The sequence below is a fragment of the Burkholderia anthina genome (assembly GCF_902498995.1).
Classification (GTDB): domain Bacteria; phylum Pseudomonadota; class Gammaproteobacteria; order Burkholderiales; family Burkholderiaceae; genus Burkholderia; species Burkholderia anthina.
On the sequence record NZ_CABVLY010000031.1, the window covers coordinates 55,041 to 76,583 of the forward strand.

19 protein-coding genes and 1 tRNA gene are annotated in these 21,543 nt (G+C 67.2%); 15 read left to right on the top strand and 5 right to left on the bottom strand.

Annotated elements, in window-relative coordinates; genetic code table 11:
- Positions 1–26: 26 nt before the first annotated feature.
- Entirely contained in the window at positions 27–1,040 is a 1,014-nt protein-coding gene (locus tag BME24068_RS30050; RefSeq protein ID WP_096508450.1) for a D-2-hydroxyacid dehydrogenase family protein, read from the bottom strand.
- 426 nt (positions 1,041–1,466) lie between these two features.
- Here BME24068_RS30050 and BME24068_RS30055 point away from each other — a divergent pair, with 426 nt between their 5' ends.
- Positions 1,467–2,516: a LysR family transcriptional regulator gene (locus BME24068_RS30055; RefSeq protein WP_096508452.1), complete on the top strand. Its 1,050-nt coding sequence runs from the start codon at positions 1,467–1,469 to the stop codon at positions 2,514–2,516.
- A gap of 129 nt (positions 2,517–2,645) precedes the next feature.
- On the opposite strand, the gene BME24068_RS30060 is transcribed toward BME24068_RS30055, so the two are convergent.
- The 3 genes from BME24068_RS30060 to dprA all read right to left on the bottom strand — a co-directional run bounded on the left by BME24068_RS30060 (position 2,646) and on the right by dprA (position 7,192).
- Positions 2,646–5,243 (bottom strand): DNA topoisomerase III, encoded by a 2,598-nt coding sequence (locus tag BME24068_RS30060; protein ID WP_096508453.1) that lies wholly within the window; start codon positions 5,241–5,243, stop codon positions 2,646–2,648.
- 191 nt (positions 5,244–5,434) lie between these two features.
- On the bottom strand, positions 5,435–5,815 hold the full coding sequence (locus BME24068_RS30065) for a thioredoxin family protein (protein WP_096508454.1): 381 nt from the start codon (positions 5,813–5,815) through the stop codon (positions 5,435–5,437).
- A 36-nt stretch (positions 5,816–5,851) separates the two neighbouring features.
- Complete coding sequence (gene dprA, locus BME24068_RS30070; RefSeq protein WP_239007888.1) at positions 5,852–7,192, bottom strand: DNA-processing protein DprA; 1,341 nt, start codon at positions 7,190–7,192, stop codon at positions 5,852–5,854.
- A gap of 185 nt (positions 7,193–7,377) precedes the next feature.
- Between dprA and def the strand changes: the two genes are divergently transcribed.
- The 14 genes from def (at position 7,378) to BME24068_RS30140 (ending at position 20,110) form a co-directional block, all read left to right on the top strand.
- Positions 7,378–7,881: a peptide deformylase gene (def, locus tag BME24068_RS30075; RefSeq protein WP_096508456.1), complete on the top strand. Its 504-nt coding sequence runs from the start codon at positions 7,378–7,380 to the stop codon at positions 7,879–7,881.
- Between the two features lie 32 nt (positions 7,882–7,913).
- On the top strand, positions 7,914–8,897 hold the full coding sequence (fmt, locus tag BME24068_RS30080; RefSeq protein ID WP_174928229.1) for a methionyl-tRNA formyltransferase: 984 nt from the start codon (positions 7,914–7,916) through the stop codon (positions 8,895–8,897).
- Positions 8,898–9,007: 110 nt separating this feature from the next.
- Complete coding sequence (locus BME24068_RS30085; RefSeq protein WP_174928230.1) at positions 9,008–9,646, top strand: LysE family translocator; 639 nt, start codon at positions 9,008–9,010, stop codon at positions 9,644–9,646.
- Between the two features lie 99 nt (positions 9,647–9,745).
- Positions 9,746–10,603 (top strand): zinc metalloprotease HtpX, encoded by an 858-nt coding sequence (htpX, locus tag BME24068_RS30090; RefSeq protein ID WP_096508459.1) that lies wholly within the window; start codon positions 9,746–9,748, stop codon positions 10,601–10,603.
- 176 nt (positions 10,604–10,779) lie between these two features.
- On the top strand, positions 10,780–12,168 hold the full coding sequence (rsmB, locus tag BME24068_RS30095) for a 16S rRNA (cytosine(967)-C(5))-methyltransferase RsmB (RefSeq protein ID WP_096508460.1): 1,389 nt from the start codon (positions 10,780–10,782) through the stop codon (positions 12,166–12,168).
- The gene (locus tag BME24068_RS30100; RefSeq protein ID WP_174928231.1) at positions 12,165–12,755 is read left to right on the top strand and encodes a DUF4390 domain-containing protein; all 591 of its coding nucleotides are present in this window, start codon (positions 12,165–12,167) and stop codon (positions 12,753–12,755) included. Before rsmB ends, BME24068_RS30100 begins: the two co-directional genes overlap by 4 nt.
- A complete protein-coding gene (gene esaS, locus BME24068_RS30105; protein WP_096508461.1) occupies positions 12,745–15,159 on the top strand; it encodes a sensor histidine kinase EsaS in 2,415 nt (804 codons plus the stop codon). Before BME24068_RS30100 ends, esaS begins: the two co-directional genes overlap by 11 nt.
- Positions 15,160–15,861 (top strand): response regulator transcription factor EsaR, encoded by a 702-nt coding sequence (esaR, locus tag BME24068_RS30110; RefSeq protein WP_096508462.1) that lies wholly within the window; start codon positions 15,160–15,162, stop codon positions 15,859–15,861.
- 62 nt (positions 15,862–15,923) lie between these two features.
- Positions 15,924–15,999, top strand: a tRNA-Phe gene (locus BME24068_RS30115).
- 351 nt (positions 16,000–16,350) lie between these two features.
- Positions 16,351–17,085: a 7-cyano-7-deazaguanine synthase QueC gene (gene queC, locus BME24068_RS30120; RefSeq protein WP_096508463.1), complete on the top strand. Its 735-nt coding sequence runs from the start codon at positions 16,351–16,353 to the stop codon at positions 17,083–17,085.
- Positions 17,086–17,160: 75 nt separating this feature from the next.
- The gene (gene queE / locus BME24068_RS30125) at positions 17,161–17,793 is read left to right on the top strand and encodes a 7-carboxy-7-deazaguanine synthase (RefSeq protein WP_174928232.1); all 633 of its coding nucleotides are present in this window, start codon (positions 17,161–17,163) and stop codon (positions 17,791–17,793) included.
- Between the two features lie 18 nt (positions 17,794–17,811).
- Positions 17,812–18,264 carry a 6-carboxytetrahydropterin synthase QueD gene (gene queD / locus BME24068_RS30130; protein WP_014895699.1) on the top strand — a complete coding sequence of 151 codons (453 nt, stop codon included), beginning with the start codon at positions 17,812–17,814 and terminating at the stop codon, positions 18,262–18,264.
- 278 nt (positions 18,265–18,542) lie between these two features.
- The gene (locus BME24068_RS30135) at positions 18,543–19,328 is read left to right on the top strand and encodes an HpcH/HpaI aldolase family protein (RefSeq protein ID WP_174928233.1); all 786 of its coding nucleotides are present in this window, start codon (positions 18,543–18,545) and stop codon (positions 19,326–19,328) included.
- The gene (locus BME24068_RS30140; protein ID WP_174928234.1) at positions 19,325–20,110 is read left to right on the top strand and encodes a tetratricopeptide repeat protein; all 786 of its coding nucleotides are present in this window, start codon (positions 19,325–19,327) and stop codon (positions 20,108–20,110) included. The genes BME24068_RS30135 and BME24068_RS30140 overlap by 4 nt, the downstream gene beginning before the upstream one ends.
- A gap of 114 nt (positions 20,111–20,224) precedes the next feature.
- Here the strand turns inward: BME24068_RS30140 and rodA are convergent, their stop codons facing one another.
- On the bottom strand, positions 20,225–21,373 hold the full coding sequence (gene rodA, locus BME24068_RS30145) for a rod shape-determining protein RodA (RefSeq protein ID WP_096508467.1): 1,149 nt from the start codon (positions 21,371–21,373) through the stop codon (positions 20,225–20,227).
- Positions 21,374–21,543 lie beyond the last annotated feature (170 nt).

A 21,543-nucleotide genomic window follows, 5' to 3' on the forward strand; every position in this document is an offset into this window, starting at 1 on the left:
GACATGCGCGGCCCGCGCGGCGCGGATCAGCGCTTGCGGATCGGCGTCAGCGCTTCCGGGTTCGCGACGCTGGACATGTCGCCCTGGTCGAACGCGAGGATGTTCTTGAACGCCGCGCTGAAATAGAGCTCGTAGCTTTCGCGTTCGACGTAGCCGATGTGCGGCGTGCAGATCACGTTTTCCATTCGCAGCAGGCTGTAGCCCTGCAGGATCGGTTCGCTCTCGAACACGTCGATCGCGACCATCCCCGGACGGTTGTGCGACAGCGCGTTGACGAGCGCATTTTCCTCGAGCAGCTCCGCGCGGCTCGTGTTGACGAGCAGCGACGTCGGCTTCATCCGCATCAGGTCTTCCTGCTTGACGATGCCGCGCGTGTCGTCGTGCATCCGCAGGTGCAGCGACAGCACGTCGCTCTGCTCGAACAGCGCTTCGCGGCTTTCGGCGGCCGTGTAGCCGTCGGCGCGCGCGGCCTCGAGCGAATGCTCGCGGCCCCAGATCAGCACGTTCATCCCGAATGCCTTGCCGTAGCCGGCGACGAGGCGGCCGATCTTGCCGTAGCCCCAGATGCCGAGCGTCTGGCCGCGCAGCACCTGGCCGAGGCCGAAGTTCGGCGGCATCGCCGACGTCTTCAGGCCCGATTGCTGCCATGCGCCCTGCTTGAGGTTCGCGACGTATTGCGGAATGCGGCGCTGGGCGGCCATCACGAGCGCCCAGGTGAGTTCGGCCGGCGCGACCGGCGAACCGGTGCCTTCGAGCACCGCGATGCCGCGGTCGGTACAGGCTTCGAGGTCGATGTGGCTCGACACGCGGCCGGTCTGGCTGATCATGCGCAGATTCGGCAGCTTCGCGAGCAGCTGCGACGTGATCGGCGTGCGCTCGCGGATCAGCACGAGCGCCTCGACTTCCGCCAGACGGCTCGCGAGCTGTCCCAGGCCGCGCACCGTGTTGTTGAAGACCTTCACGTCGTGATCGGCAAGCATCTCGAAGCAGTTCAGCTTGCGGACGGCGTCCTGGTAGTCGTCGAGGATGGCAATTTTCATGGTCAGCGGGAATCGCGCGTTGAAAGCGGCGGCGGCGGCGGCGCACGTTGCGCACCCGTCCCGCCCGGCCGGGGCCGACATGATGCTACGCCGGCGTGCTCCGTGGTGTCTTTTTAACAGGTTGTTACGCTCCGCCGCAATCGGCGCCGGCCTGATCCGGCGCCGCTTCCGTGCGATGCCGGCGGGTGCGCTGCTGTGTCGCATCAAACAGGTCTTTCCTGATTCAACCGCTTACCCGACGAGGTTCACCCAATTGTTGCTGCAATCAGAATAATTGGATCAATTATCCGCAATAGGTGAGGATTTTTGACTGTTTTTATCTCGTTTCGCGGTCTCGTTAGGCAACTCTGCATCTTTTCCGTTGTCGTAGGAGAATTACGCATTTGCTTCAACTTTTTGAAGTTGTAACAGCGGCAGGAGTCGTTTATGGATCATTTGCAGTCGATGCGCGTGTTCGTCAAGGTTGCGGATCTCGGCAGTTTCGCGCGGGCCGCGAGTGCAATGGATATCTCGAACGCGGTCGCGACGCGCCACGTCGCCGACCTGGAAGGCCGGCTCGGCACGCGTTTGCTGAACCGCACCACACGCAGCCTTTCGCTGACGGAGTCGGGCCAGGTCTATCTGGAGCGGGCGCGCCAGATTCTCGATGAGCTCGAGGACGTCGAACAGATGGTCGTCGCGCGCAACCACGAGCCGGTCGGCACGTTGCGCATCGTCGCGCCGGTCGTATTCGGCCTGCATAACCTCGCGCCCGTCCTGCAGTCGTACACCGAGAATTTCCCGAAAGTGGTGCCGGATCTGACGCTGGTCGATCGCCAGGTCGATCTCGTCGAGGAAGGTTTCGATGTCGGCATCGTCGTCACGCGCCAGATGCGCAGCGCGAGCATCGTCACGCGGCGGCTGACCACGGGCTGCATGACCGTGTGTGCGACGCCGAGCTATCTGGAAAAGCACGGCGTGCCGACGCATCCGGAGCAGCTCGTCGAGCACCCGGCCCTGAGCCTGCCGACCGAATACTGGGGCGACGAGCGCGTGTTCACGGGGCCGGACGGCGAAGTGCGCGTCCGGCCGACCAACGTGATCGTCGCGAACAACACCGCGATGCTGCGCCAGTTCGCGCTGCTCGGAATGGGCGTCGCGATCCTGCCGAGCTACCTGATCGGCGGCGACATCGCGCGTGGCGCGCTGGTGCGGCTGCTGCCGGATTTCCGGCTGCCGCAGGTCGAGATCAACATTGCGTATCCGAGCCGGCGTCACCTGCCCGCGAAGGTCCGCACGTTCATCGACCACCTCGTCGAGCATTTCAGCCACTCGACCGACGCGATGATGGGCGAACAATGGGCCTCGCAGGGCGCGGCGCCTGCGCCGATCGGCGTGGAAATGCGTGCCGATCCGGCCGAATCGACCGACCCGAACCTGCAGCCGCGTCTCGCGCGTTCGCCGCGTCCGCGCGTGGCGGTGCCGTCGCCGCTGTAACGGCGTGTCGCCGGGCGGCGGTTGCCCCGGCACAAAGAAAAAACGCGGATCGAGCGATCGATCCGCGTTTTTTTATCGCCATCCGCCGGCGCGCGATGCGCCGGGGACGCCCCGGCGATCAGGTCGCCATTACGAACCCGTCTTGCGCGCCGTCGTCTTGCGGGCGGCGGTCTTGCGGGCCGGTGCCGGTTTCTCTTCCGCGCCTTCCGTCACGGTTTCGGCATCCTTCGTCGCCGATTTTGCCGTCTTCTTCGCGGCTGCCGCCTTCGGTTCCTTTTTCTCGAACTCGAAACCGATCTTGCCGTCCGGCTGCTTCACGAGGAACGCCTTGAAGTTGCGGCCCGTACGCGACGACTTGAAGCCCGGCAGCAGATCCGTGCGGCCGTCGGCGAGCAGCTTGGCCATCTGCTCGCGCGTGATTTCCTGCTGCAGGATCACCTTGCCCGAGCGGAAGTCGCACGTCTTCGGGTTCGCGACCGAGTGTTCGCACACATAGCTCATCCCGTGCTCGAACACGCGGCCCTTGCACTTCGGGCATGCGCCGACCGGCTCCTGCGCGGAGAAGTCGGGCGCTTCGCCTTCCTCGCCGCCCTGGTCCTGGCCGAAGTCGAATTCGAGCTTGTAGTTCTTCGTTTCGTCGTCGAACGAGAGCTTGAGGATTGCCGAGAACGGGCGGCCCATCTTGCTGCGGAAACCGGACAACGGGCCGATGGTCTTCTCCCGCAGCAGTTCCTCGACTTCCGCGATCTCGAACTGCCGGCTGCCCGGGATCTTCGAGATCGAGAACTCGCACTTCGTGCATGCGAAGCGGCGGTAGTTTTCCTTCACCTGGCCGCCGCAGTTCGGGCACGGCGTCGCGAGCGTCGCGTAGTCGCCGGGGATCGTGTCGGAATCGTATTCCTTCGCGCGCTTGACGATCTGCTGCGTCATGCGGGCGATTTCCTGCATGAACGCGTCGCGCCCGAGGTTGCCGCGCTCCATCTGCGACAGCTTGTATTCCCATTCGCCGGTGAGCTCGGGGGCCGTGAGTTCCTTCACGCCGAGCCCGCGCAACAGCGTCATCAGCTGGAATGCCTTCGCGGTCGGGATCAGCTCGCGGCCTTCGCGCACGAGGTATTTCTCGCCGAGCAGGCCTTCGATGATGGCCGCGCGCGTGGCCGGCGTGCCGAGACCCTTCGCGGCCATCGCCTCGCGCAGTTCGTCGTCCTCGACCAGCTTGCCCGCGCCTTCCATTGCGGACAGCAGCGTCGCTTCCGAGTAGCGTGCCGGCGGTTTCGTCACGAGCGCGACTGCAGCGATCTCGTCGGTCTTGACCTTCTCGCCCTTCTGCACCGGCACGAGGTTCGCGTCCGCGCCTTCTGCGTCGCGGCCGTACACCTGCAGCCAGCCCGGCTCGACGAGCACCTTGCCTTCGGTCTTGAAGTGATGGCCGACGACTTCGGTGATCCGTGTCGTGACGCGGAATTCGGCGGCGGGGAAGAACACCGCGAGGAAGCGCTTCACGACCATGTCGTACAGCTTCTGCTCCGGCTCGGACAGCGACTTCGGCGCCTGCAGCGTCGGGATGATTGCGAAGTGGTCGCTGATCTTCGAGTTGTCGAAGATCCGCTTGTTCGGCTTCACCCAGCCCTTGTCGAGCACCTGCTTCGCGTGCGGCAGGTAGTTGTGGCTCTCCTTGAGCATCTCGAGCGTGGACTGCACCGTCGAAATGTAGTCTTCCGGCAGCGCGCGCGCGTCGGTACGCGGGTAGGTCAGCACCTTGTGCTTTTCATACAGCGCCTGCGCGAGACCGAGCGTGTTCTTCGCCGAGAAGCCGAAGCGGCTGTTCGCCTCGCGCTGCAGGCTCGTCAGGTCGAACAGCAGCGGCGACAGTTGCGTCGACGGCTTCGATTCCTCGGACACCGTGCCGATCTGATCGCGGCACGCGGCGACGATGGTTTCGGCGGCCGGCAGGCTCCACAGGCGCGAGTCGCGCTTTTCCGGATCGAATTCGTCCCGCTTGAATTTCGGGTCGAACCACTTGCCTTCGTAGAAGCCGCCCGCGCATGCGAACTCGGCCTTCACTTCCCAGTAGTCGCGCGGGACGAAGCGGCGGATTTTCTCTTCACGTTCGACGACGATCGACAGCGTTGGTGTTTGAACGCGGCCGACGGTCGTCAGGAAGAAGCCGCCGCCCTTGCTGTTGAACGCGGTCATCGCGCGCGTGCCGTTGATCCCGACGAGCCAGTCGGCTTCCGAGCGGCAGCGAGCGGCGTCGGCGAGCGGCTGCATGTCCGTGTCGCTGCGCAGGTTCGCGAAACCGTCGCGGATCGCCTGCGGCGTCATCGATTGCAGCCACAGGCGCTGGACCGGCTGCTTCGCCTTCGCGTGCTGCGCGATCAGGCGGAAAATCAGCTCGCCTTCGCGCCCCGCGTCACATGCGTTGATCAGGCGATCGACGTCCTTGCGCTTCATCAGCTTGGTGAGGACCTTCAGCCGCGATTCGCTTTTTGCGATCGGGTTGAGGTCGAAATGCGGGGGGATGACGGGCAGATGGGCGAAGCTCCATTTCCCGCGCTTGACCTCGTACTCTTCAGGGGCGGCAATTTCCAGCAGGTGGCCGACTGCGGACGAAAGGACGAATTCGTCGCTCTCGTAGTATTCGTCATGCTTGGTAAAGCCGCCCAAAGCGCGCGCGATGTCGTTCGCGACAGAAGGCTTTTCCGCAATGATCAGTGCTTTGGACATGACAGGTGTGTGTTGGTAGACCGGGATCGCCGGTGTGGGTCCCTTTTACGACGGCTTTATAGCACACGCCGCAGCGACGGCGGCGCGGCGTGTAAAAAGCGGCTCATCATAGAGGGGGGCCGCAACGGCGGCAAGCGCCCGGCATGGCGGCACGCGCAACGGTGCGAAAAGCCGCCCGGCCGGTGCGCGGTTCACGCCTCGACGTTCAGGACGTTGCGCAATTTCGGAGCGTGCGGCGTGCCGGGCACCGCACTCAGGTCGGACAGCATCCGTTCGACGATCGCCGCGTGCGGCAGCACCGTGCCGAAGAAGCGCGCGGTGTTGGCGTCCTCGATCAGGATGGTCGGAAAATTCTCGACGTCCAGATCGTCGAGCTGGTCGGCGTGGGTTTCGATGTCGATCCACGCGAAGCAGGCATCGGGATGGGCGTCGGCGAGCTGGTCGAAGGCCGTCCGGTAGTCGCGGCACGTGCCGCACCATTCGGCGCACAGGCAGGCGACCAGCAGCGTGTCGGGATCGGCGAGGCGCTCGGCGATCCGATCGGCATCGGTGTCGAGATTCAGCGCGGGCATGGAATTCCTTGGATATCGTCGGCGGCACGGCCGCCCCTATGCCGGGGAATGTAGCACGCCGGACGCAGGCGGGGTGGGCGCCGCGTCAAGCCGCGCGAAGCGTCCGCCGGGGACGCTCGCGATGCGGCCGGCCAGCTCGAGCGCGAGCAGCGCGCCGTGCAGCACGTCGTCGGACAGGCCGGTGTGCTCGGCGAGCCATTCGTAAGTAACGGGGCCGTATCCGAGGGCGACGAGCACCGATCGCTCTGCAGGAGACCCGGGCGGCGCGGCTTCGATCCGGACGGCTGCCGCTGGATCGGCCGACGCTGCTTGCACGGGACGCGCACGCGCGCGCCTGCCGGCATTGCCGGATTCATCGCCGGCGCCTGGGATCGTGCCCGAATTCGCGGAGCCTGCCGCGCCGTCGGCGGCGTGAGCCCGAGCCTGAGTCCTTGGCTCACCCAGCCCGTATTCCTCGAGCACGTCGAGCGGCGTCGCGGCGAGCTTCGCGCCGTCGCGAATCAGCGCATGGCAGCCCTGCGCGAGCGGCGCATGGATCGAACCGGGCATCGCGAACACGTCGCGGCCCAGCTCGTTCGCGAGCCGCGCGGTGATCAGCGAACCGGAGCGCGGCGCGGCTTCGACGACGAGCACGCCGAGCCCGAGCGCGGCAATCAGCCGGTTGCGCTGCGGGAAATGCGATGCCCGTGCGGGCGTGCCGAGCGGCCATTCCGACACGATCGTGCCGCGTGCGGCGATTTCGTGGGCGAGTGTGCGGTGCCGCGCCGGGTAGACGAGATCGGCGCCGGTCGCGATCACCGCGATCGTGCCGGAGCAGCCGTCGAGCCCGCCGCGATGCGCGGCCGCGTCGATGCCGAGCGCGAGGCCGGAAACGATCGCGAGCCCCGCATCGGACAGCGCGTGGGCGAAGCGCGTCGCGTCGGCGAGCCCTTGCGGTGTGGCGTGGCGGCTGCCGACCACGGCAAGGCCGCGGGCATGCAGCAGGTCGAGCCGGCCCTTTACATATAGCAGCGGCGGCGGATCGTGCAGGTCGCGCAGCCGCGCCGGGTACGCGGGATCGTTGAGCGCGACGATCGCGTTGCCCGGCGCATCGAGCCACGCGAGCGCGGCGTCGGTGCGCGTGTCGAGGTCGTCCCGCTCGCTTGCGCGTACCGCCTGCGCGGCGGCGGCGCTGCTCGCCGCGGCAATGGCGCCGTCGGACGCACGCAGCAGCGCCGTGGGCGTGCCGAATGCATCGAGCAGAATCTGCAGCACGGGCGGCGCGAGGCCCGGCGCATGCGCGAGTTGCAGCCATGCACGCAGCGCGGAAGTGGTCAGCGCTTGCGGCGACATGAGGTTCCCCTCGAATGCGACGGCCAGCGAATGACGTGGCGCCATGATAAAATTTTCATCATCCGAAATACTCGACAGGGCCGCGCGCACAGGCGTCCGGCCGATTGCAGGAGGCTTGACCCGCGGCATGGATATGCCGCGCGTTCGCCTCATCTTCATTGCATCCCGGCGGCGGCGCCAGCCGGCCGGATGGCCGATGCGGCACGCCGCTCCACCGAATACCGAACACCATGGCTTTGCTGAACATTCTTCATTACCCCGACAAGCGGCTGCACAAGGTCGCCAAGCCCGTCGACAAGGTCGACGACCGGATCCGCAAGCTCGTCGCCGACATGGCCGAAACCATGTACGCAGCACCGGGCATCGGCCTGGCGGCCACGCAGGTCGACGTGCACGAGCGCGTGATCGTGATCGACGTCTCCGAGGAGAAGAACGAGCTGCGCGCGTTCATCAATCCCGAGATCGTCTGGTCGAGCGACGCCAAGCAGGTGTACGAAGAGGGCTGCCTGTCGGTGCCGGGCATCTACGACGAAGTCGAACGTCCCGACCACGTGCGCGTGCGTGCGCTCAACGAGCGGGGCGAGACCTTCGAGCTCGACTGCGAGGGCCTGCTGGCCGTGTGCGTGCAGCACGAGATGGATCACCTGATGGGGCGCGTGTTCGTCGAATACCTGTCGCCGCTGAAGCAGACCCGCATCAAGACGAAGATGAAGAAACTCGAACGCGCGATGTAACGCGCGTTCGCCAAGCCCTCCCGAACGCTGTCATGACCCATACGTTGCGCGTGATTTTTTCCGGCACGCCGGAATTTGCCGCGGCTGCACTCGCCGCGATCCACGAGGCCGGTTTTCCGGTGCCGCTCGTGCTCACCCAGCCCGATCGCCCCGCCGGGCGCGGGATGAAACTGCAGGCGAGCGCGGTGAAGCGCTACGCCGTCGAGCACGGGATGCCCGTCGCGCAGCCGCCGTCGCTGCGCCGCGCGGGCAAATACCCGCAGGAAGCCGCCGACGCGATCGAGCTGCTGCGCACGACTCCGCACGACGTGATGGTGGTCGCGGCATACGGACTGCTGCTGCCGCAGGAGGTGCTCGATATCCCGCGCGCCGGCTGCATCAATATCCACGCGTCGCTGCTGCCGCGCTGGCGCGGCGCGGCGCCGATCCACCGCGCGATCGAGGCCGGTGACGCCGAGACGGGCGTCACGCTGATGCAGATGGATGTCGGCCTCGACACCGGCGCGATGATCGAGGAAGCGCGCATCGCGATCGCACCCGACGATACGACCGCGACGCTGCACGACCGGCTGGCCGCCGACGGCGCGCGGCTGATCGTCGACGCGCTCGTGCGGCTGGAGCGTGACGGTGCGTTGCCCGCCACGCCGCAGCCGGCCGACGGCGTGACCTACGCGGAGAAGATCGGCAAGCACGAAGCGGCGCTCGACTGGCGCAAGCCGGCCGACGTGCTCGCGCGCCAGGTGCGCGCGTTCGATCCGTTCCCGGGCGGCGTCGCGACGCTCGACGGCGCGGCAATCAAGCTGTGGGCGGCCGAGCCCGTGGCCGCACGCGGCGACGCGGCGCCCGGCACGATCGTCGAAGCCGCGCCGGAAGGCGTGATCGTCGCCTGCGGCAGCGGCGCGCTGCGCGTGACGCAACTGCAGAAGCCGGGCGGCAAGCGGCTGCCCGCGCGCGAATTCCTGGCCGGCTCGCCGCTCGCTGCCGGCCAGCGCTTCACGTTGCCCGACACGGCCTGAACACCATTCGACACGGTGTGCCGGCCGCGCACAATCGGCCGGATGGCCGAGTCGCGCGACGCGGCAGGCGCGCGTAGAATTTCCCTGCGCTTTTCGGTTTTGAGGTTTTCATGTTTGGCATCACCCATTTCGGCTTCTTCGTGCTCGCGGTTTTCCTGCTGAACGTCACGCCCGGCCCGGATACCGCGTATATCGTCGGCCGCAGCGTTGCGCAGGGCCGCGGCGCGGGGCTGATGTCGGCGCTCGGCATTTCGGCCGGCTGCTGCGTGCACGCGCTTGCCTGCGCATTCGGGCTGACCGCGCTGCTCGCGGCGTCGGCTGCCGCGTTCACGGCGATCAAGCTGGTCGGTGCCGCCTACCTGATCTACCTCGGCGTGCGCATGATCGTCACGAAGCAGGCGGCCGCGCCGGCGAATGCCGATGCGCAGGCCACTGCCGCGAAGCCGCTGCGCCAGCTGTTCATGCAGGGTTTCTGGACCAACGTGCTGAATCCGAAGGTCGTGCTGTTCTTCGTGTCGTTCTTCCCGCAGTTCGTGTCGGCCGACAGCCCGCACAAGGCACTGGCGTTCCTGGCCCTGGGGTCGGTGTTCGTCGTGATGAGCACCCTCTGGACCAGCGTCGTCGCCTGGGTCGCCGGCAGCGTCACGCAGCGCTTTTCCGGCAAGCCGGGCGTCAAGAAGTGGCTCGACCGCACGGTCGGCAGTGCGTTCGTCGGCCTCGGCCTGCGGCTGGCGGCGTCGCAACGTTGAAATTGAATTTTTCCGGCAAGACCTTATCTAACAAATCACTTACAATTTCTCGCCGCACCTGTTGATGCGCGGCGGTCCCCTGACGGATAAGGAGTGGGTATGTTCAATTGGGTCAAAACGGCGATGCTGATGGCCGGGATCACGGCCCTGTTCATCGTGATCGGCGGCATGATCGGCGGCTCGCGCGGCATGACGATCGCGCTGCTGTTCGCGCTCGGCATGAATTTCTTCTCGTACTGGTTCTCGGACAAGATGGTGCTGCGCATGTACAACGCGCAGGAAGTCGACGAGAACACGGCACCGCAGTTCTATCGGATGGTGCGCGAGCTGGCCACGCGCGCGAACCTGCCGATGCCGCGCGTCTACCTGATCAACGAAGATGCGCCGAACGCGTTCGCAACGGGCCGCAACCCCGAGCACGCGGCGGTCGCCGCGACGACGGGCATCCTGCGCGTGCTGTCCGAACGCGAAATGCGCGGCGTGATGGCGCACGAGCTCGCGCACGTGAAGCACCGCGACATCCTGATCTCGACGATCACCGCGACGATGGCGGGCGCGATTTCGGCGCTGGCCAACTTCGCGATGTTCTTCGGCGGGCGCGACGAGAACGGCCGGCCGGCCAACCCGATCGCCGGGATCGCGGTCGCGCTGCTCGCACCGATCGCAGGCGCCTTGATCCAGATGGCGATCTCGCGTGCGCGGGAATTCGAGGCCGACCGCGGCGGCGCGCAGATCTCCGGCGATCCGCAGTCGCTCGCCACCGCGCTCGACAAGATCCATCGCTATGCGGCCGGCATCCCGTTCCAGGCGGCCGAAGCGCATCCGTCCACCGCACAGATGATGATCATGAACCCGCTGCACGGCGGCGGCCTGCAGAACCTGTTCTCCACGCACCCGGCCACCGAGGAGCGCATTGCGCGGCTGATGGAGATGGCCCGTACCGGCCGTTTCGACTAAGCCGCGCCGCACTTCACGCATCGCCCCGCACGCCCCGCGCTGCGGGGCGTTTCATTTGCGCGTCCCGTAAAGGGGCCGCATGGGCCGCACGATACAATGCGCGGTTTGGGATCGCGCGGCCACGCGGCCATCGTGGCCTCGCCGCCTGCCGCGTCCCGTTTGCCGATTTTGCTCCGATGACACGAACCCGCTCCTCCGCTCCGTCCACCGCCGGCCGCCCTGCGCGCCTGTCCGCGCTGCACCTCGCGCCCGATTCGCTGGGCTTCGCGCTCGACGCGGCCGCGCAGGCAGTCGATGCGGTGCGGCGCGGTACCGCGTTGCCGGCGGCGCTCGCCGCGGTGTTCGCGCAGATGCCGGCCGGCGCGCAGGCGCTCGCGCGCGGCGCGACGCAGGACATCGCGTACCGGACGATGCGTCGCCTGGGCAGCGCGGACTGGCTGATCGGCAAGCTCGTCAGCAAGGCGCCGCCCGCACACGTGCACGCGGTGCTTGCCGGCGCGCTCGCGCTGCTGCTCGATCCGGAGGACGCGGCGGCGTATCCGGCGTTCACGATCGTCGACCAGGCCGTGACGGTGATCGGCGGGCGACGCGAATACGTATTCGCGAAGGGGATGGTCAACGCGGTGCTGCGGCGTTTCCTGCGCGAGCGCGACGCGCTCGTAGCGGCGCTGCAGGGCGATCCGGTTGCGCGCTGGAATTACCGTACGTGGTGGGTCGACGCGGTGAAGCGTGCATGGCCCGACACGTGGCAGGCGATCCTCGAGGCCGGCGAGCGCCAGGGGCCGCTGACGCTGCGTGTGAACGCTCGCCGTTCGAGCGTCGACGCGTATCTCGACACGCTGCGCGCCGGCGGAATAGAAGCGACCGCGATCGGCCGCCATGCGGTGCGGCTCGCGTCGGCGCTGCCGGTCGACCGCATTCCGGGTTTTGCCGACGGCGTCGTATCGGTGCAGGATGCCGGCGCGCAACTCGCGGCCGAATGGCTCGGTGCGCGCGACGGCATGCGCGTGCTCGACGCGTGCGCGGCACCGGGCGGCAAGACCGGTCATATCCTCGAACTGGCTGACGCGGACGTCGTCGCGCTGGAAAGCGATGCGACGCGCGCGGCGCGCATCGGCGAGAACCTCGCGCGCCTGTCGCTCACGGCGGACGTGCGCGTCGGCGATGCGGGCGCGCCGCAAGCGTGGTACGACGGCCGTCCGTTCGATCGCATCCTCGCCGACGTGCCGTGCTCGGCGTCCGGCATCGTGCGTCGCCATCCCGATATCCGCTGGCTGCGCCGCGAAGCTGACATCGCGGCGCTCGTCGTGGAACAGCGCCGCATCCTGTCGGCGCTGTGGCCGCTCGTGAAGCCGGGCGGCGAACTGCTTTACGTGACCTGTTCGATCTTTCCCGAAGAAGGCGAATTGCAGGCGCGCTGGTTTGAAGCGGCCTGTGAAGATGCGGTACGATTGGACGCGCCCGGCCAACTGCTGCCGGGCGGCGTGCGCGGCGGGGCGGCCGGCGCACTCGACCAGAACACCGATCACGACGGATTTTTCTACGCGCGGTTTCAGAAACGGTGACGATCAAACACCTTTTTCCACTTCGGCTCGCAGCCGTCCTGATGGTCGCGCTGGCGCTGTGCCTGACTGTCGTTCGGCCGGCGCGTGCCGAATCGATCGCCGTGCAGCGCGCGTCGCTGCAGGCCGACGGAAGCGGCTGGAGCCTCGATGCCCGCTTCGATTTCGAGCTGAATCCGAACCTCGAGGATGCGGTCAACAAGGGCATCCCGCTGTACTTCACGACCGACTTCGAACTGAGCCGCGCGCGCTGGTACTGGTTCGACGAGCAGCCGGTGTCGGTGTCGCAGACGATCCGCCTGTCGTTCCAGCCGCTCACCCGCGAATATCGCGTGTCGACGGGCGGCTTGCAGCTCGGCTTCCCGTCGCTGAAAGATGCGCTCGCGGTCGTCAGGCACATCACGTCGTGGCACGTGATCGACCGCAACCAGGTGCGCGGCGGCGAAACCTACACGGCGTCGGTGCGGATGCAGCTCGATACCGCGCTGATGCCGAAGCCGTTCCAGGTCGACGCGGTGAACAACCGCGACTGGACGCTCGGGTCGGACTGGAAGCGCTTCAACTTCACGGTGACCGAACGTGCTAAATAAAGTGCGCCGCGCGGCCAGCGGGAAGAGCCTCCTCATTCGCGTGATCGTATCGACCGTCGCGATCACCGCGCTGCTGCTGCTCGTGCTGCTTGCGGCCGCGAGCGCGAACACCGAATTCTTCGACCGCTACTACTCGTGGCTGTACGCGATGAACATCGTCGTCGCGCTCGTGTTCCTGCTCGTGGTGCTCGGGCTGATCGGGATGATCGTCGTGCGCCTGAGGAAGGGCAAGTTCGGCACGCGGCTGCTCGCGAAGCTCGCGGTGTTCTTCGCGCTCGTCGGCGTGGTGCCGGGCGGGATCATCTACATCGTGTCGTACCAGTTCGTGTCGCGCAGTATCGAGTCGTGGTTCGACGTGAACGTCGAGACCGCGCTGACGGCCGGCCTGAACCTCGGCCGCGGGATGCTCGACGCGTCGCTGTCCGACCTGCAGACGAAGGCGCGGCTGATGACCGACCAGCTCGCGAGCGTCGATGCGAACACGAACGGCACGACGCTCACGCTGCTGCGCTTGCGCGACCAGTTCGGCGTGCAGGACGCGACCATCGTCGAACCGAGCCGCGGCGGCTCGGGGGCCGCGCCCGACCTGCACATCGTCGCGCAGGCGTCGGGCAATTTCGCCGCGCTGATTCCGGACGACCTGCCGACCTCGCTGATGCTGAGCCAGGCGCGCGAACACGGCGTGTACGCGGCGATCGAAGGCGAAGTCGACGGCGACCCGCAGGCGCATGGCGCGAAGGGCGCGTTGCGGCTGCGCGTCGTGCGGCCGATTCCCGACGCGACGACGTCGCTGCTGCAGCCGGCCGAGCGGTTCCTGCAGCTTACGCAGCCGGTGCCGCCGACGCTCGCGCACAACGCGGACGCGGTGCAGCGCGCGTATCGCGAGTACCAGGAGAAATCGCTCGGCCGCACCGGCCTGCGCAAGATGTACATCGGCACGCTGACGCTCGCGCTGTTCCTCGCGACCTTCATCGCGATGATGCTTGCGCTCGCGCTCGGCCAGCAGCTCGCGCGGCCGCTGTTCCTGCTCGCGCAGGGCACCAAGGAGATCACGGAAGGCGACTACACGCCGAAGCGCGAAATCAAGACGCGCGACGAGCTCGGCTTCCTCACGCAGTCGTTCAACGCGATGACGCGCCAGCTGTCCGAGGCGCGGCTCGCGGTCGAGAAGAACCGGGTCGCGCTCGAGCATTCGAAGACGTATCTCGAGAGCATCCTCGCGAACCTGACGGCCGGCGTGTTCGTGCTCGATCGCCAGTTCCGGCTGACGACGGCCAACCGCGGCGCCGAGCGCATCTTCCGGCAGCCGTTCAACTCGATGATCGGCACGGCGCTCGACCGGATCGGCGTCGTTGCGGAATTCGGCGCGATGGTGCGCAAGGCGTTCGCCGATCGCGAGGCGGCATCCGACGGCGGCAGCGGCGATCGCGGTCACTGGCAGCAGCAATTCGCGGTCGAAGTGCCCGGCGAAGCCGATCCGCTGACGCTGCTCGTGCGCGGCACGCGGCTCGTATCGACGGTCGAGGGCGAGGCGGACGATCCGCAGACGTCCGGCTACGTCGTCGTGTTCGACGACATCTCCGACGTGATTTCCGCGCAGCGTTCGGTCGCGTGGGGTGAAGTCGCGCGCCGGCTCGCGCACGAGATCAAGAACCCGCTGACGCCGATCCAGCTGTCGGCCGAGCGGCTGCAGATGAAGCTGTCCGACAAGCTCGCGCCGCACGACGCGGACGTGCTCAAGCGCGGCGCGACGATGATCGTCAACCAGGTGGCCGCGATGAAGCGGATGGTCGACGATTTCCGCGAGTACGCGCGCACGCCGCCGGCAGTGCTGTCGAACCTGCAGTTGAACGAACTGGCGAGCGAGGTGCTCGGGCTGTATGGCGTCGGCGAAGGCAAGAGCGCGATCGTCGCCGAGCTCGCGCCGTCGCTGCCGGTGATTCGCGGCGACGCGACGCAATTGCGCCAGGTGATTCACAACCTGCTGCAGAACGCGCAGGATTCGGTCGCGGAAGTCGCGCATCCGCGTGTGTTGATCGAAACCAAGACAGTAGAATATGGCGATCCCGACGCCGAGGGCAAAACGCGCGTCGCGGTACGTCTTACCGTGTCCGACAACGGGCCCGGTTTTCCGGCACGCATCCTGACGCGCGCGTTCGAGCCTTACGTCACGACGAAGGCGAAGGGCACGGGGCTCGGGTTGGCCACGGTCAAGAAAATCGTCGACGAGCACGGCGCGCGGATCGATCTGCGCAATCGCATGCACGGCGAGACCGTCGAGGGGGCGCAGGTGTCGATTCTGTTCCTGCAGATGGCGAGCGATACGCCAGGCGCCGAACCTGGCGCGCAGGGCGGGACGGCTCCGGCCAAGACAAAAGCAAGTGTGCAGACAAAGGCAGCGTAAATGGCAACCATCCTGGTGGTAGATGATGAAATGGGCATCCGGGAATTGCTCTCGGAGATCCTCAGCGATGAAGGACATGTCGTCGAGGCGGCGGAGAACGCGCAGGCCGCGCGGGAGTACCGTCTGAATCAGGCGCCCGATCTCGTGCTGCTCGATATCTGGATGCCCGATACCGACGGCGTCACGCTGCTCAAGGAGTGGGCGGCACAGGGCCTGCTGACGATGCCCGTGATCATGATGTCCGGGCACGCGACGATCGACACGGCCGTCGAAGCGACGAAGATCGGCGCACTCGATTTCCTCGAGAAGCCGATCGCGTTGCAGAAGCTGTTGAAGTCCGTCGAGCACGGTCTCGCGCGCGGCGCGGCACCCGTGTCCGTCAACGCGGCGCTGAAGGCCGGTGCCGGCCAGGCCGCGGGCCCGGCAGCGGTGGCGTCCGCGGCGGCATTGCCGACGCTCGGCGACGACATGGCCGCGGCACTCGGCCTTGCGGGCCAGACGGCCGCGATCCCGTTCGACATCCCGTTGCGCGAAGCGCGCGACGCGTTCGAGCGCGCGTACTTCGAGTATCACCTCGCGCGCGAGAACGGCAGCATGACGCGCGTCGCGGAGAAGACCGGCCTCGAGCGCACGCACTTGTATCGCAAGCTCAAACAGCTTGGCGTCGAGCTCGGCAAGAAGCCGTCGGATGGCGTTGCATAAAATATTTTACGAAAACCACTTGCGCGAGTGCGTCAGGCTGGATATACTTTCTCTTCTTCGTTGGCCCGGTAGCTCAGTTGGTAGAGCAGCGGATTGAAAATCCGCGTGTCGATGGTTCGATTCCGTCCCAGGCCACCAGCAGTTCCAACCCCAAGAATCGGAAGGTTCTTGGGGTTTTTCGTTTGTGGTGGGTATTGCGTGTCGTCGGAGGCCTGCCCGGCAGTATTTTCGGGGGCGTGATAAAATCCGTGCCCGCTCAATGACTTAGCGCATCGCTTCATGCGCACGGCATGGCTGCCCGCAGGCGCCGCCGTGACGCGCGGCAACGATGCCGCGCGATGGGCGGTATAAGCGCTCCGCCGCGTTCGCGGCCGACCGCGCTGCCTATACTGGTCGAGCCGGCGCAGGCCGGCACGCGTCGGGCCGTCCGGCGGCTGTCGGCCCCGGGGCGCAGCGCGACGCGAGCCTACACATTCACGGAGTATCACGGTGATTCGGACAGACGCTAAAGACGGCGCGCTCGTGTTGTTTTCCGGCGGGCAGGACTCGGCCACGTGTGTGGCCTGGGCCCTGGAACGCTACCAGACGGTCGAGACGCTCGGCTTCGATTACGGCCAGCGCCACCGCGTCGAACTCGAATGTCGCGAAGGCGTGCGCGAAGCGCTGAAGCATCAGTTCCCCGCCTGGTCGGACCGGCTCGGCGACGATCACATGATCGACCTGTCGGTGCTCGGCGCGATCAGCGATACCGCGATGACGCGCACGATCGAGATCGAGACCACGGCGAACGGCTTGCCGAACACGTTCGTGCCGGGCCGCAACCTGCTGTTCATGACGATCGCCGCGGCGATCGCCTATCGCCGCGGGCTGCGCGTGCTGGTCGGCGGGATGTGCGAGACCGATTTCTCGGGCTACCCGGACTGCCGCGACGACACGATGAAGGCGCTGCAGGTTGCGCTGAACCTCGGGATGGACACGCGTGTCGTGCTCGAGACGCCGCTGATGTGGCTCGACAAGGCGCAGACCTGGCAGCTCGCCGAACAACTCGGCGGCGAGGCGCTCGTCGAGCTGATCCGCGTCGAGACGCACACGTGCTACGTGGGCGAGCGCGCGGAACTGCACGACTGGGGCTTCGGCTGCGGCGAATGCCCGGCCTGCAAGCTGCGCAAGCGCGGCTACGAGGCTTACCTGAAGGGCGAGCGGGTGACTGAAGCGCCGCTGTGACGCACATGCGCCGGCAGCGCTTCATCGATAACCGATTCTGATCGACAACGAGCGGCGCGAGCCGGACGAAGCACGATGACTTACGCGGTCAAGGAAATTTTCTACACGTTGCAGGGCGAGGGCGCGAACGCCGGTCGTCCGGCCGTGTTCTGCCGGTTCGCCGGCTGCAATCTGTGGTCGGGCCGCGAAGAGGATCGTGCGGACGCCGTGTGCCGCTTCTGCGATACCGACTTCGTCGGCACGGACGGCGAGAACGGCGGCAAGTTCAAGGATGCCGAAGCGCTCGTCGCGACGATCGCCGGCCTGTGGCCGGACGACGAAGCGCATCGCTTCGTCGTCTGCACCGGCGGCGAGCCGATGCTGCAGCTCGACCAGCCGCTTGTCGACGCGCTGCATGCGGCGGGCTTCGAGATCGCGATCGAGACGAACGGTTCGTTGCCGGTGCTCGAGACGATCGACTGGATCTGCGTGAGCCCTAAGGCCGACGCGCCGCTCGTCGTCACGAAGGGCAACGAACTGAAGGTGGTGATCCCGCAGGACAACCAGCGGCTCGCCGACTACGCGAAGCTCGATTTCGCGTATTTTCTGGTGCAGCCGATGGACGGCCCGTCGCGCGACATCAACACGAAGCTTGCGATCGACTGGTGCAAGCGGCATCCGCAGTGGCGGCTGTCGATGCAGACCCACAAATATCTGAACATTCCCTGAGCCACGGCTTTTGACATCGTGCTGATTACCCGAAAACTCGAATTCGACGCGGGCCACCGCATTCCCGATCACCGCAGCCAGTGCCGGAACCTGCATGGCCATCGCTACGTGCTCGAAGTCACGCTGCGCGGCGATCTCGTCGATACCGAGGGCGCGCCCGACCGCGGCATGGTGATGGATTTCGCCGACGTGAAGGCGCTCGCGGTCGAGCACCTCGTCAACAAGTGGGACCATGCGTTCCTGGTCTACGCGCGCGACGAAGTCGTGCGCTCGTTCCTCGAGCAGATGGCCGACCACAAGACGGTCGTGATCGACCGGATCCCGACTGTCGAGAACCTCGCGGCGATCGCGTTCGACATCCTCGCGAACGTGTACGACGCGCACTACGGCGTGAACCTGCGCCTGGAGCGCGTGCGCCTGTACGAAACGCCGAACTGCTGGGCCGACGTCGAGCGCCAGCCCGGCCGCTGATCCTGCCTTCCCGTCAGCCCCGCCAGCCGGCGCGGGCTGCCTGCCACCGCGCCGTACCGGCCTCGCGCGGCGCCGCTCTCTGCCCGTTCCCACATTCCGTGTAACGCCGCGCTATGATCGTTGCGTGGCACCGGAAAACGCGTCCGTGCGCCGTCGCGCGGCCCGCGTTGTCAGATCGGCCGCTTGCGACCGACTAACGTCCCAGGGCCCGGCGTGTTGCGCACGCTTCGCCTGTTGCTTGTCCCGTTCGATTGCCTGTCCGCCAGGAGGCCGTATCGATGAGCACGCTCACCAATTCCCTCAAGCAACGTCTGCATGACGGTGACGAGCCGCTGTACGGCCTCTGGCTGTCGCTCGGTTGCGACTCGGCCGCGGAAGCGCTCGCGCACGCCGGCTACGACTGGCTGTGCATCGACATGGAGCATGCGCCGAACGACAGTCGCGACGTCGCGTCGCAACTGCGTGCGCTGGCCGCCGCGCATCTGCCGAGCGAGCCCGTCGTGCGCGTGCCGGGGCGCGAGCCGTGGCTCGTGAAGCGCGCGCTCGACGCCGGCGCGCGCACGCTGATGTTTCCTGGTATCGAGACGCCCGACGACGCCGCGCATGCGGTGCGGCTCACCCGCTTCCCGTCGCCCGATGCCCCGGACGGGCTGCGCGGCGTCGCCGGGATGGTGCGCGCGGCGGCATTCGGGATGCGCCGCGATTACCTGCAGACGGCGAACGCGCAGCTCGCGGTGATCGTGCAGATCGAATCGGCGCGCGGCGTCGACGAAGTCGAGCGGATCGCCGCGACGCCCGGTGTCGACTGCCTGTTCATCGGGCCGGCCGATCTCGCGGCGAGCCTCGGGCATCTCGGCGACAGCCGCCACCCGGACGTCGAAACCGCGATGGCGCGCGTGCTCGCGGCCGGCAAGCAGGCCGGCGTCGCGGTCGGCATCTTCGCGGGCGATACGGCGAGCGCGCGCCAGTATCGCGAGGCCGGCTACCGGATGATCACGCTGTCGGCCGACGTGACGTGGCTGCTGCGCGCGACGCGGCAGGCACTGCAGGAGGTGCGATCATGAATGCGGGCGATGGCGCGGGCGGCATGCGCGCGCGGTGTGCGGCCGGTGCGATCGCTGCGCACGGGCGGATCGGTATGCTGCTCGGGCTGTGGGCCGTGTGCGTCGCCGCGGCCGCGCAGAATGCGCCGCACGCGCAACCGGATCCGGCGCACGAGACGCAATCGGCGGTCGCCGACTACAACGCCGGCGACTATCGCGCGGCGCTGGTGCAGTTCCACGACGCGGCAGAGCGCGGCGACCGGCTCGCGCAGTTCAATTACGCGATGATGCTGCTCACCGGCGTCGGCGTGACGGCGAACGTCGACGAAGGGCTGCGTTGGCTGAAGCGCGCGGCCGACGCGAACATGTCGCACGCGCAGTACGTGTACGGGCGGATGTTCGACGACGGCGAGTTCGTTGCGCGCAACCCGGTCGAAGCGCACCGCTGGTTCCTGCGGGCGGCGAAGCAGGGGCATGTGCAGGCCGAGCTGTCGCTCGCGAACCAGTTCCTCGACGGGCGCGGCACGCCGCGCGACAACCGGCAGGCGTTCGAGTGGTACAAGCTTGCGGCGGACGCCGGCGAGCCGACCGCGCAGTACGTGACCGCGTCGTTCTACGAGCGCGGTGGCGACGGCGTCACGCAGAACCTGAACATCGCGCGCGCGTATTACGCGGCGGCGGCCGCGCAGGGCGACGAGACGGCCGAGCTGAAATTCAAGGAGCTGAGCGCGCGGCTGAAGACGCAGGGGCCGGCATCGGGCGCCGGTGCGGACCACGGGAGCCTGCGCGCGACGCCGCAATGAGCGCGCGCCGCACGGCGTGACCGCGTTCGATCGACCTGCCCGACGAAAAACGGCGCCCGGGGCGCCGTTTCTTCCTTGCTGCGACTGCCGGCAGCTGCGTGCCGCACCGTGTCGTCAGGTTTTCATCAGCCGCCGCTGTCGCCCGACGCTCATGATCATCCCGATCGCGATGCCGAGCGTCGTGAGCGCGGTGCCGCCGTAGCTCATGAACGGCAACGGCACGCCGACGACGGGCAGCACGCCGCTCACCATCCCGATGTTGACGAATGCATAGACGAAGAACGCGAGCGTGAGCGAGCCCGCGAGCAGGCGGCCGAACAGCGTCGCGCCCTGCGCGGCGATATAGAGCCCGCGCGCGATCAGCGCCATGTAGAGCGTCAGCAGCACGAGGCCGCCGACGAGCCCCCATTCTTCCGAGAACACCGCGAAGATGAAGTCGGTGTGCTTTTCCGGAATGAACTCGAGGTGCGCCTGCGTGCCCTTCAGGTAGCCCTTGCCGAGCACGCCGCCCGAGCCGATCGCGATCACGGCCTGGATCGTGTGGAAGCCCTTGCCGAGCGGGTCGGACGTCGGGTCGAGCAGCGTGCACACGCGATGCTTCTGGTAGTCGTGCATCAGCGGCCACTGCACGTCGGGCTGGCAGATGCGCTGCTCGAACACGGCGATCGAGCCGACCGCGATCACGCCCGCGATCAGCACCGGCACGATCAGCTTGAACGACAGGCCCGCGAGATAGATCACGAAGAAGCCGGCCGCGAACACGAGCAGGCCCGTGCCGAGGTCGGGCTGCTTCGCGATCAGCGCGACCGGCACCAGCAGGATCCCGAACGCAGCGACGAAGTCGTACCAGCGCACCCCGCCTTCGCGGCGCTGGTAGTACCACGCGAGCATCAGCGGTGTCGCGATCTTGAGGATTTCGGACGGCTGGATCACGACGCCGACGTTCAGCCAGCGTTTCGCGCCCTTCTTGGTCATCCCGAACAGCGCGACCGCAACGAGTAGCGCGACCCCGAACGTATAGAGCGGGACCGCGAAGCGCATCAGCGTCGTTGGCGGGATGTTGGCGATCACCCACATCAGCACGAACGTCAGCATGATGTTGCGCAACTGATCCTCGACGCGGCCCGGCATGTCGATCGCCGCGCTGTACAGCGTGACGATGCCCACGCACAGCAGCAGGAACACGATGAGGGCGAGCGGGCGGTCGAAGCCCGCGAACATCTGCTTGATCTTGTCGAGCCAGGCGCGCTTGTCGAATTGCATGCCTTTCTCCGTTAATGAGCGGTGCCGGCGGTCGCCGCTTTCGCGGAGGCCGTCGCACGGTAGTTGTCGTCGCGCGGTGCGGTGGCAGCCGGCTGCGCGTCGCTGGCGGGCCGGCGCGGCCGATGCGGACGCCGGATCGGCGGCAGGCTCGCGGCCGTCGGCGCGGCGGC